This window comes from Streptomyces sp. NRRL S-87 (genome assembly GCF_000719335.1).
In the GTDB taxonomy this organism is placed as follows: Bacteria; Actinomycetota; Actinomycetes; order Streptomycetales; family Streptomycetaceae; genus Streptomyces.
This window is the reverse complement of record NZ_JOGB01000021.1, coordinates 175488-189074: the sequence shown is the minus strand read 5'-3', so window position 1 is coordinate 189074 and position 13587 is coordinate 175488. Positions and strand designations below refer to the sequence as shown.

Annotated in this window: 12 protein-coding genes; 7 read left to right on the top strand and 5 right to left on the bottom strand. The window is 73.8% G+C overall.

Annotation, left to right across the window (positions count from 1 at the left end):
- The first annotated feature begins 100 nt into the window (after positions 1–100).
- The 4 genes from IF43_RS0116125 to IF43_RS0116110 all read left to right on the top strand — a co-directional run bounded on the left by IF43_RS0116125 (position 101) and on the right by IF43_RS0116110 (position 4526).
- The gene (locus tag IF43_RS0116125; protein ID WP_030200348.1) at positions 101–832 is read left to right on the top strand and encodes a hypothetical protein; all 732 of its coding nucleotides are present in this window, start codon (positions 101–103) and stop codon (positions 830–832) included.
- Positions 833–986: 154 nt separating this feature from the next.
- The gene (locus IF43_RS0116120) at positions 987–2663 is read left to right on the top strand and encodes an FAD-dependent oxidoreductase (RefSeq protein ID WP_030200346.1); all 1677 of its coding nucleotides are present in this window, start codon (positions 987–989) and stop codon (positions 2661–2663) included.
- Positions 2664–2673: 10 nt separating this feature from the next.
- On the top strand, positions 2674–4176 hold the full coding sequence (locus IF43_RS0116115; RefSeq protein ID WP_037888730.1) for an ATP-binding protein: 1503 nt from the start codon (positions 2674–2676) through the stop codon (positions 4174–4176).
- Complete coding sequence (locus IF43_RS0116110) at positions 4173–4526, top strand: UBP-type zinc finger domain-containing protein (RefSeq protein ID WP_030200340.1); 354 nt, start codon at positions 4173–4175, stop codon at positions 4524–4526. Before IF43_RS0116115 ends, IF43_RS0116110 begins: the two co-directional genes overlap by 4 nt.
- 53 nt (positions 4527–4579) lie before the next feature.
- Here IF43_RS0116110 and IF43_RS0116105 read toward each other — a convergent pair whose 3' ends face one another.
- The 3 genes from IF43_RS0116105 to IF43_RS0116095 form a co-directional block, all read right to left on the bottom strand.
- On the bottom strand, positions 4580–4993 hold the full coding sequence (locus IF43_RS0116105) for a VOC family protein (RefSeq protein WP_030200338.1): 414 nt from the start codon (positions 4991–4993) through the stop codon (positions 4580–4582).
- A gap of 181 nt (positions 4994–5174) precedes the next feature.
- On the bottom strand, positions 5175–5675 hold the full coding sequence (gene tpx, locus IF43_RS0116100; RefSeq protein ID WP_030200336.1) for a thiol peroxidase: 501 nt from the start codon (positions 5673–5675) through the stop codon (positions 5175–5177).
- 274 nt (positions 5676–5949) lie between these two features.
- A complete protein-coding gene (locus tag IF43_RS0116095) occupies positions 5950–6531 on the bottom strand; it encodes a TetR/AcrR family transcriptional regulator (protein WP_030200333.1) in 582 nt (193 codons plus the stop codon).
- Between the two features lie 255 nt (positions 6532–6786).
- Here IF43_RS0116095 and IF43_RS0116090 point away from each other — a divergent pair, with 255 nt between their 5' ends.
- Positions 6787–7950, top strand: coding sequence for an agmatine deiminase family protein (locus IF43_RS0116090; RefSeq protein WP_030200331.1), 1164 nt, complete (start codon positions 6787–6789; stop codon positions 7948–7950).
- A 19-nt stretch (positions 7951–7969) separates the two neighbouring features.
- Here the strand turns inward: IF43_RS0116090 and IF43_RS0116085 are convergent, their stop codons facing one another.
- Positions 7970–9403, bottom strand: a complete 1434-nt coding sequence (locus tag IF43_RS0116085; RefSeq protein ID WP_030200327.1) for an amidase — start codon at positions 9401–9403, stop codon at positions 7970–7972.
- Positions 9404–9941: 538 nt separating this feature from the next.
- Here IF43_RS0116085 and IF43_RS0116080 point away from each other — a divergent pair.
- The gene (locus IF43_RS0116080) at positions 9942–10454 is read left to right on the top strand and encodes a CAP domain-containing protein (protein WP_030200322.1); all 513 of its coding nucleotides are present in this window, start codon (positions 9942–9944) and stop codon (positions 10452–10454) included.
- A 68-nt stretch (positions 10455–10522) separates the two neighbouring features.
- Here IF43_RS0116080 and IF43_RS38070 read toward each other — a convergent pair whose 3' ends face one another.
- Entirely contained in the window at positions 10523–12997 is a 2475-nt protein-coding gene (locus tag IF43_RS38070; protein ID WP_051795398.1) for a CehA/McbA family metallohydrolase, read from the bottom strand.
- 195 nt (positions 12998–13192) lie between these two features.
- On the opposite strand from IF43_RS38070, the gene IF43_RS0116070 reads away from it, so the two are divergent.
- The gene (locus tag IF43_RS0116070) at positions 13193–13519 is read left to right on the top strand and encodes a hypothetical protein (RefSeq protein ID WP_030200318.1); all 327 of its coding nucleotides are present in this window, start codon (positions 13193–13195) and stop codon (positions 13517–13519) included.
- Positions 13520–13587 lie beyond the last annotated feature (68 nt).

Genomic DNA, 13587 nt, shown 5'->3' with positions numbered 1-13587 from the left:
CATTCCCCGAACCGGTCCCGGACGGACACCCCACGGGCGTGGACGCGCCGCCCGGGCTGCGTAGGCTCGCCTCGGCGCGCCTACGAACGAGGAGGACCCCATGAACGCGGCCGGCGAAGGCCCGCAGCAGCTGGACGCGGTGAGCGTCCTCAACGCGAAGACGACACTCGTCCAGCTACTCGAGCGCGCCGGGGTCCGCCCCGCCGACGCGGAGGAGCTGATCGGGCTCGTCGAGGCCGGCGCGGTCGCCGTCGCGCACCGGGAGCTCGGCGCGGGCAACACGGCCGCCCCGGAGGGGAAGGGCGAGCTCTACGCCGCCGGCTGGCTCGACGGCGCCCGGGCCGTCACGGACGGGCTCGCCGAGATCGCCGAGCGCACGCTGCACCGGGTCGTGGCCGGCGCGCCGGCGGGCGCCGGTACGGACGAGCGCCGGTACGTCAGCAGGATGGAGGTGGAACGGGCCAAGGTGGCCGTGACGCCGCTCTACCTGGCGTTCACCACGGAATCCGACCTCGACCCCGAGGTCTCCGAGCAGGTGCTCACCGCCGTGCTCGGCACGCTGGGCGCCCGGCAGCGGGCCGGGTACGCGGGCCAGCTGGCCCGGTTCGCCTCCGACCACCGGGCCCACCTGGAACGGCTGTACGCGGGGTACGGGCCCGGCAGCGCCACGGCGATCCACGGCCGGTACTCCCTGCTCCACTCCCCCACCAGCGTCGCCGTGCTGGAACGCCTCGCCGTCGCGCCCACGGCACTGCGCGAGAAGTGGGACGCCGCCGAGCTGCCGCCCGCCTGGCTCGACGGCCTGACGACGGCCTGGGGCGCACCGGCCTGACCCCCACACCGGCCTGACCCCCACCGACCCGGGCGTGGCCCCCTCGGCCGCCCCCGCGTGCCGGGGCGCTCCCGCGGGATCGAACATACGATGGGCGGGTGCCGGCGCGGCCACCCGCCGGGCCGGCCGTCCGCAGGACCCAGGGCGGAGGAGCATGGCACAGGCCACCGACGCGGCACGGACCGTCATCCTGACGGTGGACGACGACCCGGGGGTCTCCCGCGCCATCGCCCGCGACCTGCGGCGCCGCTACGGCGGCGGCTACCGGATCGTACGGGCCGAGTCGGGCGAGTCCGCGCTGGAGGCGCTGCGCGAGCTGAAGCTGCGGGGCGACCTGGTGGCGGTCATCCTCGCCGACTACCGCATGCCGCAGATGAACGGCATCGAGTTCCTGGAGCAGGCCCTGGGCGTGTACCCGGGGGCGCGCCGCGTGCTGCTGACCGCGTACGCCGACACCAACGCCGCGATCGACGCGATCAACGTCGTCGACCTCGACCACTACCTGCTCAAGCCCTGGGACCCGCCCGAGGAGAAGCTGTACCCGGTCCTGGACGACCTCCTCACGGCCTGGCGCGCCAGCGACTACCGGCCCGTGCCCGCCACGAAGGTGGTGGGCCACCGCTGGTCGGCGCCTTCCTCGCGGGTGCGCGAGTTCCTGGCCCGCAACCAGGTGCCCTACCGCTGGTACTCCTCCGACGAGCCCGAGGGGCAGCGGCTGCTGGCGGCGGCCGGCGCCGACGGCCGCCGGCTGCCCCTGGTGGTCGCGCCGGACGGCACGGCGCTGATCGAGCCGGAGACGCCCGAACTGGCCGCGCACGTCGGGCTCGCGACCACCCCGGCCGCCGCGTTCTACGACCTCGTCGTCATCGGCGGCGGCCCGGCCGGGCTCGGCGCCGCGGTGTACGGCGCCTCCGAGGGGCTGCGGACCGTGCTGGTCGAGCGTTCGGCCACCGGCGGCCAGGCCGGCCAGAGCTCCCGCATCGAGAACTACCTCGGCTTCCCGGACGGCGTCTCCGGGGCGCAGCTCACCGACCGCGCCCGCCGCCAGGCGGGCCGCTTCGGTGCCGAGATCCTCACCGCGCGCGAGGTCACGGGCCTGGAGGTCAACGGTCCAGCGCGGGTCGTGCGCTTCTCCGACGGCTCGGCGGTCGCCGCGCACAGCGTCATCCTGGCCACCGGGGTGTCGTACCGGCAGCTGGGGGCGCCGGGCTGCGAGGACCTGACCGGCCGCGGCGTGTACTACGGTTCCTCGCTCACCGAGGCCTCGTCCTGCGAGGGCCAGGACGTCTACGTCGTCGGGGGCGCGAACTCGGCCGGGCAGGCGGCGGTGTACCTGGCGCGGGGCGCGAAGTCGGTGACGCTGCTGGTGCGCGGGGAGTCCCTGACGGCGTCGATGTCGTACTACCTGATCCAGCAGATCGAGGAGTCGCCGAACATCACGGTGCGGCCGCGCACCGTCGTGGGGGCGGCGCACGGCGCGGAGCACCTGGAGGCGCTGACCCTGCGGGACGCCGTGTCCGGCGCCGCCGAGGAGGTCGACGCCCAGTGGATGTTCGTCTTCATCGGCGCGGCACCGCTGACGGACTGGCTGGCGGAGACCGTGCTGCGCGACGAGCACGGGTTCATCCTGGCCGGACCGGACCTCACGCCGGACGGGCGGCCCCCGGCAGGATGGGAACTCGACCGGCCGCCCTACCACCTGGAGACCAGCATCCCCGGTGTGTTCGTGGCGGGCGACGCGCGCGCCCAGTCCGCGAAACGGGTCGCGTCCGCCGTGGGAGAGGGAGCCATGGCCGTGATGCTCGTCCACCGCTATTTGGAGCAGTCGTGAGGAGTCCGTCATGAGCGCGCAGGTCATGCCGTGCGACCCGCACGAGATCTCCTCGCTGTTCCTGTTCGAGAAGCTGTCGCCGGAACAGCTCGGACAGCTGTGCTCCGAGGGACGGGTGGAGCGGTACGGTCCCGGGCCGGTGTACGTCGAGGGCGACCCGGCCACCTGCTTCTACGTGATGATCGAGGGCACCGTCGTGATGTACCGCCGGGTCGGCGGCGACGACGTGGAGGTCAGCCGCACCTCGCAGCGCGGCGTGTACGCGGGGGCCATGCAGGCGTACCTGGGCGACCGGGTGCCGCAGGTGTACATGAACTCGATGCACGTGACCGAACCGACCCGGTTCTTCGTGCTGCCCGCCCAGTCGTTCGCGGACGTCATGCGGGAGTGGTTCCCGATGGCGGCGCACCTGCTGGAGGGGCTCTTCTTCGGCTCCAAGAACACCCAGCGGGCCATCGGGCAGCGCGAGCGCCTGCTGGCGCTCGGCTCGCTGTCCGCCGGGCTCACCCACGAGCTCAACAACCCGGCCGCGGCCGCCGTGCGGGCCACCGCGGCGCTGCGCGAGCGGGTCGGGAAGATGCGGCACAAGCTGGCGCACATCGCCCGGGGCCCGTACTCCCGGGAGGCCCTCGCCGACCTCATCGAGATCCAGGAGCGCACCGCCGAGCGCGTCGCCAAGGCACCGGTGTTGACCCCGCTGGAGGCCTCCGACCGGGAGGACGAGCTCGCGGACTGGCTGGAGGACCACGGCATCCCGGAGGGGTGGCGGGTCGCGCCCGCCTTCGTCCAGGCCGGACTGGACACGGACTGGCTGGAGCAGGTCGCGGCGACCGTGGCGGAGGACATCCTGCCGGGGGCGATCGGCTGGCTCAACTACACCGTCGAGACCGAGCTCCTGATGGACGAGATCGACGACTCCACCACCCGCATCTCGAACCTGGTGGACGCGGCCAAGCAGTACGCGCAGCTCGACCGGGCCCCGCACCGCGACGTCGACGTCCACGAACTCCTCGACAGCACGCTCCTGATGCTGTCCGGCAAGATCGGCAGCCGGGTGCGGGTGGTGAAGGACTACGACCGCTCGCTGCCCGACGTGCCCGCCTACCCGGCCGAGCTGAACCAGGTGTGGACCAACCTCATCGACAACGCGGTGGCCGCCATCACCGGCGGCGGCGACGGGGACGGCACCCTGACGGTCCGCACCGCCCGCGAGGGCGACCGGCTGCTCGTGGAGTTCCGCGACACCGGCCCGGGCGTCCCCGAGGACATCCGCGGCCGGATCTTCGACCCCTTCTTCACCACCAAGCCGGTCGGTGAGGGCACCGGCCTGGGCCTCGACATCTGCTGGCGGATCGTCGTCAACAAGCACCACGGAAGCCTGCAGGTCGAGTCCGTTCCGGGCGACACCCGCTTCCAGGTGCTGCTGCCGCTGACCGCCCCCGAGACCGACGCCGACACCCACAGCGGCGCCGGCACCGGCACCGAGACCGAGAGCGCGGAGGAACCCGCATGACCGAGATCGACGGGATCGACCCGGGCGTCCCGCCCAGCGGCACCGGCTGCGCCGACTGCGACGAGGTGGGCGGCTGGTGGTTCCACCTGCGACGGTGCGCCCAGTGCGGCCACGTCGGCTGCTGCGACTCCTCGCCGGCGCAGCACGCCACCGCCCACTGGAAGGCCACCGGGCATCCGCTGGTGCAGAGCTTCGAGCCGGGCGAGGACTGGTTCTGGGACTACGGCACCGACGACCTGTTCGAGTCCGGGCCGGCCCTGGCCCCGCCGAGCGGACACCCGGCCGACCAGCCGGCCCCCGGCCCGGCAGGCCGGGTCCCGAGCGACTGGGCGACCCGGCTCCACCGCTGAGGGGTGCGGCGGGGCGACCCGCCCTGCCGCCCGCCCCCGCGGTGGCGCGGGGATCAGCCCTGGGTGCCGATGTTGACCATCCACGTGATGCCGAACTTGTCCGTGCACATGCCGAACACGTCCCCCCACATCTGCTTCTCCAGGGGGACGGAGACCGTCCCGCCCGCCGACAGCCCCTCCCAGTAGCCGCGCAGCCGGTCCGCGTCGTCGCCGCTGAGGCTGACCGCGAAGTTGTTCCCGGGCGTGTGCTCCATGCCCGGCGGCACGTCGGCCCCCATCAGCGTGAAGCCGTCCGGGGTCTCGAGCATGCCGTGCATGACCTTGTCCTCGTACCCGGGCGGGGCCTCGGAGCCGAATTCGCCGTAGCCGCTCACGCGCAGGTCCCCGCCCAGGACGCTCTGGTAGAACTCCATGGCCGGCCGCGCGTCGCCGGAGAAGCTGATGTATGGGTTGAGACGAGATGCCACGTCGTACCCCTTTCAGGAGCAATGGACCGGTTCGGGAAGCCTAGGGGTGCCATCGGCGGAACCGGCGCATTGCCGTCGTCGACAGGCCGACGGTCGCGGCCCGCCCGCACCCCCGGCCGCCCCGCCGCGCCGACGGCGACGCCGGCGCGGCGGGGCGGCCCGGGTGACGCGGGCCCGGGGCCTACTTCAGGACCGCGAGGGCGGCCTCGTAGTTCGGCTCGTCGGCGATCTCGCCGACCAGCTCGGAGTGCAGGACCTGGTCGTTCTCGTCGAGGACGACCACGGCGCGGGCGGTCAGGCCGGCCAGCGGACCGTCGGCGATGGCCACGCCGTAGGTCTCGTGGAACTCACGGCCGCGCAGCGTCGACAGGTTCTTGACGTCCTCCAGGCCCTCGGCGCCGCAGAAGCGGGCCTGGGCGAAGGGCAGGTCGGCGGAGATGCACAGGACGACCGTGTTGTCGAGCTTGGCGGCGCTCTCGTTGAACGCACGGACGGAGGCCGCGCAGGTGGGGGTGTCGACGCTCGGGAAGATGTTGAGCAGCTTGCGCTTGCCAGCGAAGTCCGCGAGCGCGGCGTCCGCCAGACCGGCGCCCACCAGCGCGAACGCGGGGGCCTGGGTGCCGGGAGCCGGGAGGGTGCCGTTGACCTGCACCGGGTTGCCCTTCAGCGTGACCTGAGCCATGTGATGTTTCCCCTTCGAACACAAATGCTGATATCGCCGCGATCTTAATGCGTTCGGGTGAAAGCACGGCGTGACCGGCCGACCCGTGGACGGCATCACGGCTCCACCTCGGGGCGAGCCGGCGGAGGAGCCGGCGACGGCCTCCTCCGCACTGACTGAATTTTCAGTCAAGACAGGAGAACTCAGGAAAGCCCCCGGAGGAAGGGCGCCGGCAGGCCGACGAAGCCGGTGCGTCGCCGGACGGCGGTCGCCGCCGCGGCCGGCGTTGCGCGGGCTACTGGCGGCGCAGCCGGGCCAGTTCCACCTCGACGGCCTCCGCCATGAGGGTGCGCGCGTGCTCGTGGGAGAGGCCGCCGCTGAGCCAGCGCATGCTCAGGCCTTCGAGCAGGGCGGTGAGGCGTTCGGCCGCCGCGGCGAGCGTGGCCGCCGGCGCGAGCGGCTGCACCCGGCCCAGCAGGGCAGCCACCTCCTGGACCCAGACGAGGGTGGCCCGGGCGAGGTCCTCGCGCAGGACGGGGTCGAAGACGGCGCTGGCCCGCAACTCGCCCCAGGCCGTGCTGTTCTCGCGCACCTCGGGGTCGTCCTGGAGCTCCAGGAGCAGGACCTGGTCGAGCTCCTCGCGGGGGCTCAGCGGCTCCGCGTCGGGGTCCTGGGCCGTGGTGTACCGCTCGGCGCGGTCGTTGATGAACTCCAGCGTGCTGCGCAGGACTCCGGTGCGGTCCTTGAAGTGGTAGTAGATCAGGCCGGTCGACACCCCGGCCTCCTCCGCCAGCTCCTCCACACGCAGGCCGCGGACCCCGCGCCGGGCGATCACCCGGGCGGCCGCTTCCAGGATCTGAGTACTGCGAGACGCCATGTCACGAACCCTACCGACCCGGTCACCGACCCGGTCACCGGCCCGGAAAGGAGTTTGACTGAAAATTCAGTCAGTGTCAGAGTAGGTGTGCGGGGCCACCCCACGCACGCTGCGCAGCCGTCCCGACGGCCTGCCCCGCGTGGGCCCCCGGCCCGCGACGTCCGCCGCCCCGCGCGCCCGGCGATCCGCCCCCGCGCCCCCGGGATACACCCGCCGCGGCCGGATGGTCTCGCCAGCCCACGATCGGAGCACAGCGTGTCCCACCTCCCCCTCTCCCGCCGCACCGCCCTGCGGGGCTTCGCCGCCATCGGCGGCGCGCTCGGGCTCGGCGCCGCGGCCTGCAGCCCCGAGGAGTCCGTCGGCGCCGGCCGCAGCACCGCCCCCGGGCGCACCCCGTCCGAGGAGGCCGCGCGCCGGCTCGGTGCCGAGTGGGAGAGCCACGCGCGCACGTTCATGTCGTGGCCGGCCCTCGCCTCGGTGTGGGGGGAGGACCTGCCGTACGTCCGGGAGGACATCGCCCGGATCGCCCGCGCGGTCGGCGAGTACGAGGCGGTCGTGATGGCGGCCCGCCCCGACCAGCTCGCCGCGGCCCAGCGGGCCTGCGGCTCGCAGGTCGAGGTCGTCCCCATGGCCGTCGACGACCTGTGGGCCCGCGACACCGTCCCCGTGTTCGTCGAGGACGCCGGGAAGGTCACCGGCATCGACTTCAGCTTCAACGGCTGGGGCAACAAGCAGGAGCACACGAACGACGCCCAGGTGGGGCGCAAGCTGCTCGCCCGGTACGCCGTCCCCCGCGAGGCGGCCCCGCTCGTCGCCGAGGGCGGCTCCTTCGAGTCCGACGGACAGGGCACCCTGCTGATCACCGAGAGCTCGATCGTCAACGCCAACCGCAACCCCGGGAAGAGCCGGGACCGGATCGAGGACGAGCTCGTCGAGACCCTCGGCGTGGAGAAGGTGGTGTGGCTGGCCGGCGTCCGCGGCGAGGACATCACCGACGCGCACGTGGACAGCCTCGTGCGCTTCACCGCCCCCGGCGTCGTCCTCCTCGACCAGGCGCACCCGAGCACTCCCCCGGACTCCTGGTCCCGCTCGGCCGACCAGGCCCGCGCGGTGCTGAGCAAGGCGACCGACGCGCGGGGCCGGCGCTTCGAGATCGTCGACCTGCCCCAGCCGGACCTCGACCGGATCACCGGCGAGGGCGACGACTTCGTCTCCACCTACGCGAACTTCTACGTGGCCAACGACTCCGTCTTCATGCCCGAGTTCGGCGACCGGAAGGCGGACGCGCGGGCCAAGGCCATCCTCCAGGAGCACTTCCCGAAGCGGGACGTCGTCCAGGTGCAGATCGACACCATCGCCTCCGGTGGCGGAGGCATCCACTGCTCCACCCACGACCAGCCGGGCAAGCCGGCCGCCTGACGGCAGCCCCGAGTCCCGTTCAGGCGTCCTGGATGCGGCGGAAGGGGCGGTCGGCCTCCAGCTGGAACGCCACCTCCAGCAGCTTCCGCTCCCCGCCCGGGCGGCCGGAGAACATCACGCCGACGGGGAGGCCGTCGGTCGTCGCGTGCGCCGCGGGCACCGAGATCGACGGCGTGCCGACGACGTTGTTGACCGGCGTGAACGCCACGTACGCGAGGATCCGCTCGATCAGGGCCCGGTAGGGAACGGTCGGGCTGAGGTGGCCGATCGGCGGCGTGGTGTGGGCGAGCACGGGCGAGAGCACGAGGTCGAGTCCGCGGAACGACGCCGCGTACGCCTCCCGCGTGCGCTTCAGCCTCCGCAGCACCCCGGGGGTCCGCCGCCAGTCGTCGAGGTACGTCTGGCGCAGGCCCCGGCTGAGGGCGTCCATGCGGCGCCGGTCGAAGTCCGCGCCGAGGGTGCGGCCCGTGACGCCGAGGAGGAAGGAGAGCAGGCCCCAGTAGGTGAGGAAGTCGTCGGTGAAACTGGGGTCGACGGCCAGCTCCACCGGCTCCACCGTGTGGCCGAGCCGCTCCAGCGTCGCCGCGGTCCCGGTGACCGCCTCCCGGGTGGCGGTGTCGGAGCGGACGCCGTTGGGCGAGTCCACCAGGAACCCGATGCGCAGCCGCTGCCCGGTGGGACCCTCCGCCAGGCCGACCGGCGGCAGCTTGGGGTTGCGCCAGTACGTCTCGGCGGCGGCGAGGAAGGCCGCCGAGTCCCGGACGGAGCGGCTGACGACGCCGTCGGAGACGATGTCGAGCGGGAGTTGGCGGCTCTGGGCGTTGGGCACGACCCTGCCGCGGGTGGGCTTGAGGCCGACGAGTCCGCAGCAGGCCGCCGGTATCCGGATCGAGCCGCCGCCGTCGTTGGCGTGTGCGAGGGGTACGGCGCCGGCGGCGACGAGCGCGGCGCTGCCGCCGGAGGACCCGCCCGCCGAGTAGCCGGTGTGCCAGGGGTTGCGGACCGGCTCGGCACCCTCGTACTCGGTGCTCGGGCTGAACCCGAACTCGGGCAGCCGGGTCTTGCCGAGGACGGTGACCCCGGTGCTCAGGAACTGCCGGACGAAGGGTGCGTGCCGGCGGGCGGCCCGCGGGGTGAAGGCCGCGCTGCCGTGGCCCGTGGGCAGTCCGCGGTAGTCGGTGTTGTCCTTCACGAACGTCGGCACCCCGGCGAAGGCGCCGACCTCGCCCGTCCCGTGCGCGGGGAGTCCGGTCCGCTCCGGGTCCCGGGCGTACACCTGGACCGCGCGGAGCCGCGACTCGACCTCCCGTACGCGGGCGGCGGCGTCCCGGGCGGCCTCGGCGGCGCCGACCTCGCCCCGCCGGATCGCCGCGGCGAGACCGACGGCGTCGTGCTCCCCCAGGGCGTCGTCACGGAAGGCGTGCACCGTGGTCCGTTCGTCGAAAGTCGTCACCGCTACCTCAGCCCCCGGCCGTGTGGGATGGTCGCCGCCATCATTACGTACCGCCGAGTAACACGCGAGGGGTCGGAGTCCGCCGGAGCACCTCGGGTCCCCCGCACACGCCTCACGTTCCGTCACCGCCCTTTCCGGCATGCGTGATCTTGCTACTGATCGGACCGTGACATGGATCACGGACGGTGACGGGATAACGGAAGGGTCACGGGCGACCGCTCCGCGCCGACATGTCCGGACATGTGTGACGGGAATCGACATACCCCCCTCCGGCGGAACGCCCCTCTCGACACCCGGGAGGCCGACCACCAAACCCCCTGCTCAGGAGCATTTCTGATTGTCCATCAGACATCTCACTCCCGGCACGAGCGGGTCCACCTGCACGACCGCCCGCCCATTTCAAGCCCGGTGCAGTCGAGTTGGCGCGCACCCAAGCGGAGCGACTTGCCATGCCCTCGCCAGCTTTCTAAGAATGGCGGCCCGCTCGGCGCCGGAGACCCCGGCGCCGCCGGCTTCGCGACACCGAATGAGGTCACGCATGCAGAAGCACCGCAGGAAGACGCACTACCGCAAGGCGGCCATCGCCGTCGCCACCCTGGGCCTCGTGGGCATACCCACGGCCGCCATGGCGTCCCAGGAGACCCCGCAGGACGTCACCGCGGCGACGTCCTCGACCAGCCCGACGGCCAAGGTCGTGGCGCTGGTCAACAAGGAGCGCGCCAAGGTCGGCTGCCGCGCGCTGAAGGTCAACGCGAAGCTGACCAAGGCCGCCCAGAACCACAGCAAGGACCAGGCCGTCCACCACCGGATGTCGCACACCGGCTCCGACGGCTCCAACCCCGGCCAGCGCATCACCCGCGTCGGCTACCGCTGGCGCGCGTACGGCGAGAACGTCGCCTACGGCTACAGCACCCCCGCCAAGGTCATGAACGCCTGGATGCACAGCCCCGGCCACAAGGCGAACATCCTCAACTGCTCCTTCAAGGAGATCGGCGTCGGCGTCTCCGGGGCCAGCCACTACTGGACCCAGGACTTCGCGACGGCCCGCTGAGCCCGCGCGACCGGCGTGGTGCCCGCACCACGCCGGTCGCCCCCACCGCGCACGTGTCCCCCCGCCGGCTAGCCGGCGCTGATGGCGGACACGTGCGCGGTGCCGTCCCGCAGGGCCGTGATGCGGACCTGGCCCGCGGGGAACGCGTCCCGGCCGCTCGGGCCGGGCACCTGCGCGAACGGCGTCCAGGAGCCGTCCGCCCGCCGGATGTCGTGCCAGACCCGCCCGTCGAGCCCCACCGCCACGACCTGGGCGGAACCGTCGGGCATCCCGGCGATGCCGACGGCACTGGCGCCCATGGTGGGCGTGGTGACCCCGCGCGGCGCCCGGAAGCCGGTCCACGAGCCGTCGGGGCGGCGCACCTGGTGGTACACCATGCCGTCGAGCCCGATCGCGAGGACCTGGGACGAACCGTCGGGCAGCCCGGTGATCGCCAGCGCGGGACCGGAGAACGTCGCGGCCCCGTTCGCGCCGCCCATCCGCCCCCACCCGCTCCACGAGCCGTCCCGGCCGCGCACGCAGTGGTACATGAGCCCGTCCGTGCCGTAACTGAGCAACTGCGCGGACCCGTCGGGCATCGCCGCGATCGCCACCTTCGTGGCACCCCACCGGCTCGACGCCGTGGCGCCGGGCACCGCCCGGAAGCCCGTGAGCCCGCCGTCGGCCCGGCGCAGCTGGTGGTACGCCGTGCCGTCCATCGCCGTGGCCACGATCTGGCAGGTGCCGTCGGGGAAGGCCGCGACGTCCGCCTCGCGGACCGTCAACGCCTCCTTGCCGTCCGGCCCCGCGACCCGCTGCCAGGGCTGAAGTACGCCCGCGCCCCGGACGACCGTCAGCCACAGGCTGTTGTCCGGCGCGATGCCGAGGAGCACCACCGAGCCGTCGGCCTGGCCGGCAGCCGCCGTCTGCACCCCGGAGAACGCGGCCGCGCCGGCGGCCCCCGGCAGCGGCCGCATGCTGCTCCACGACCCGTCCGGCCGCCGCTCGGTGTGGAACAGGGCGCGCCGCTCGACGTCGTACGGCGGCAGCTGCGGGGAGGAGAACCAGATCGGGTTGGTGATCGCCACCAGCTGGTCCAGCGTGGTGGAAGCGGGCTTCAGCCGGCGCACCTCGGCGCGGGCGAACAGGGAGGCCCTGCCCCAGCCCCGCCAGCGCAGCCGGCCCCGGCCGCTGCCGTCGATCCACGTGGCGGCCATGATGCCCCACTCGGTGTAGAGGGTGGCGACGGTGTCCGGGGCGCCCCGGACGTCGAGCTCGATGTCCACGCCGTCGAAGAACCCGAGCGGGAGCTCCTGGCCCGGCCCGGCGACCCCGCCGCCGCCCCGGGCGGTGAAGTCCAGGGTGACGGCCGAGGACTCGACGGCGTACGAGCGCCCCGTGCGCAGGGCATCCAGGACGGCGGGGGTGGACAGGCTGCTGGCGTACACCACGTTGTGCGGGCGGCCGACGGCGTCCGAGGGGCTGTGCGCGTCGCTGTTGCCGACGGCGGCGACGCGCTTGCCGACGCAGAGCATGGCGTGCCAGGCGGCGATGTTGGCCGCGTCGTCCAGCGTCCACGGCCCGTTCCACACCTCCAGCGCGTCGACGCGGTCGAGGCCGAACTCCCAGAACGAGCCCGCGGCCGGGGTGAGCGGGTGGGCGGCGATCGCCAGCCCGCCGAGACCGTGGACGCGCCGGACGTGGCCGTCGAACGCCCCGGCGTCGCGGGGGCCGTAGTGCCAGTCCACCCACTCGCCCTGCGGGATCCCCACGGCCAGCCAGTGGCCGTGCCGGGTGGTGACCTCCTCGGCGTTGATGACCAGCAGGTCGCCCGGGACGTTGCCGCTCCACGACACGCCCGTCGAGCTGGTGTTGTGGTCGGAGGTGGCGAGGAAGTGCAGGCCTTCCTGCCGGGCGGCCACGACGATCTCGTCCACCGTGCGCTGCCCGTCGGAGTGCACGCTGTGCAGGTGCAGGTCGCCCCGGTACCAGCCCGGGCCGCGCCCGGGCAGCGCGGTGGGCAGGACGTCGTACGGGGCACGGGTCAGCGGCTCGCCGAAGTGGAGGGTGACGGTGACCGTCCAGGCCATGCCGCCGGCGCCGCTGACCATCGGCCCCAGCGCGACGGACCAGCCGCCCGGCTCGACGGGCCCGGGCACGTACCCCGGGGTGGCGTCCGCCCCGGAGAGGGTGAACTCGGACCGGGCGCTGCCGGACCAGCCGCGGAATCCCGACGGCCCGAAGATGCCGGTGTCCAGGATCCCGGCGGCCGCCTCGAACGAGGAGGCGACCGTGATCCGCTGGACGCCCGGGGGGACGTCGAAGGGGACGGACGCCCACTGGTCGATCCCGTAGGGCGAGCGGCCCTGGTAGGTGGTGGTCACCGTGCCGGTGCCCTGGCCGCTGGTCGCGGCACGGGCGATCGGCGCGGGGACCAGGGCGGCCGCGCCGCCCGCGGCCAGCAGCGCGCTCATGCGGAGCAGGGCGCGGCGGTCGACGCCGGAGCGGGCGCGCAGGCCGCCGAGGTCGGCGGACAGGGGGGTCGGGGGGTGGTCGCTCAGCACAGCCGGGCTCTCCGTTCACGTGGCGTGTCATGGGAGGCGTACGGGTGCGGGGCGGGCAGGCGACGTGACATCCGCCCCAAGTCGTTCGAACGAACAGTAGGGCAGCCGTCGTAGGGGGACAATGGCGCGACAATGCGGCGGGCCGCCGCCGAGCCGGGGCCGGTACCGGAGCCGTGGCGGGTTACCGTGGCAGGCATGAGTGCCGACCCCGTAGCCGTGCCGGCCGCCTGTCCGGAATGCAACCGACTGCGCCAGACCGCCCGTCAGCCCGCAACGACCCCGGAGGTCGCGCCCCGGCCGGGCGCGCTGTCCCACCCCCTCACACGGCTGGCGCGCCACCTGGCCAACCGTCACCTCGACCTGGTCCCGGGGTGGGTGGAGGGCTGTGCCCGCTGCGACGAGCTGAGCACGACCCTGCGCGAGGCGGCCGACCGGGGGCTGCTCGGCGCCGGAGCGGCACAGGCCGGTGCGGAGCACCGGGCGCTGCACCTGCTGACCGGCTCGGCGGGCACCGTCCGCTGACCGTCCACCGACCGGCCGGGGCGCGGGCCCCCGGCGGGTTTCTGGCCACCCGCCGAAAATTAGCATCC

Bases quoted from the DNA above. Each gene is read 5' to 3' on its own strand.
- IF43_RS0116095 (WP_030200333.1), bottom strand. From the start codon at position 6,531: ATGGCGTCTCGCAGTACTCAGATCCTGGAAGCGGCCGCCCGGGTGATC.
- IF43_RS0116120 (WP_030200346.1), top strand. From the start codon at position 987: ATGGCACAGGCCACCGACGCGGCACGGACCGTCATCCTGACGGTGGAC.
- IF43_RS0116115 (WP_037888730.1), top strand. From the start codon at position 2,674: ATGAGCGCGCAGGTCATGCCGTGCGACCCGCACGAGATCTCCTCGCTG.
- tpx (WP_030200336.1), bottom strand. From the start codon at position 5,675: ATGGCTCAGGTCACGCTGAAGGGCAACCCGGTGCAGGTCAACGGCACC.
- IF43_RS0116080 (WP_030200322.1), top strand. From the start codon at position 9,942: ATGCAGAAGCACCGCAGGAAGACGCACTACCGCAAGGCGGCCATCGCC.
- IF43_RS0116070 (WP_030200318.1), top strand. From the start codon at position 13,193: ATGAGTGCCGACCCCGTAGCCGTGCCGGCCGCCTGTCCGGAATGCAAC.
- IF43_RS0116125 (WP_030200348.1), top strand. From the start codon at position 101: ATGAACGCGGCCGGCGAAGGCCCGCAGCAGCTGGACGCGGTGAGCGTC.
- IF43_RS0116110 (WP_030200340.1), top strand. From the start codon at position 4,173: ATGACCGAGATCGACGGGATCGACCCGGGCGTCCCGCCCAGCGGCACC.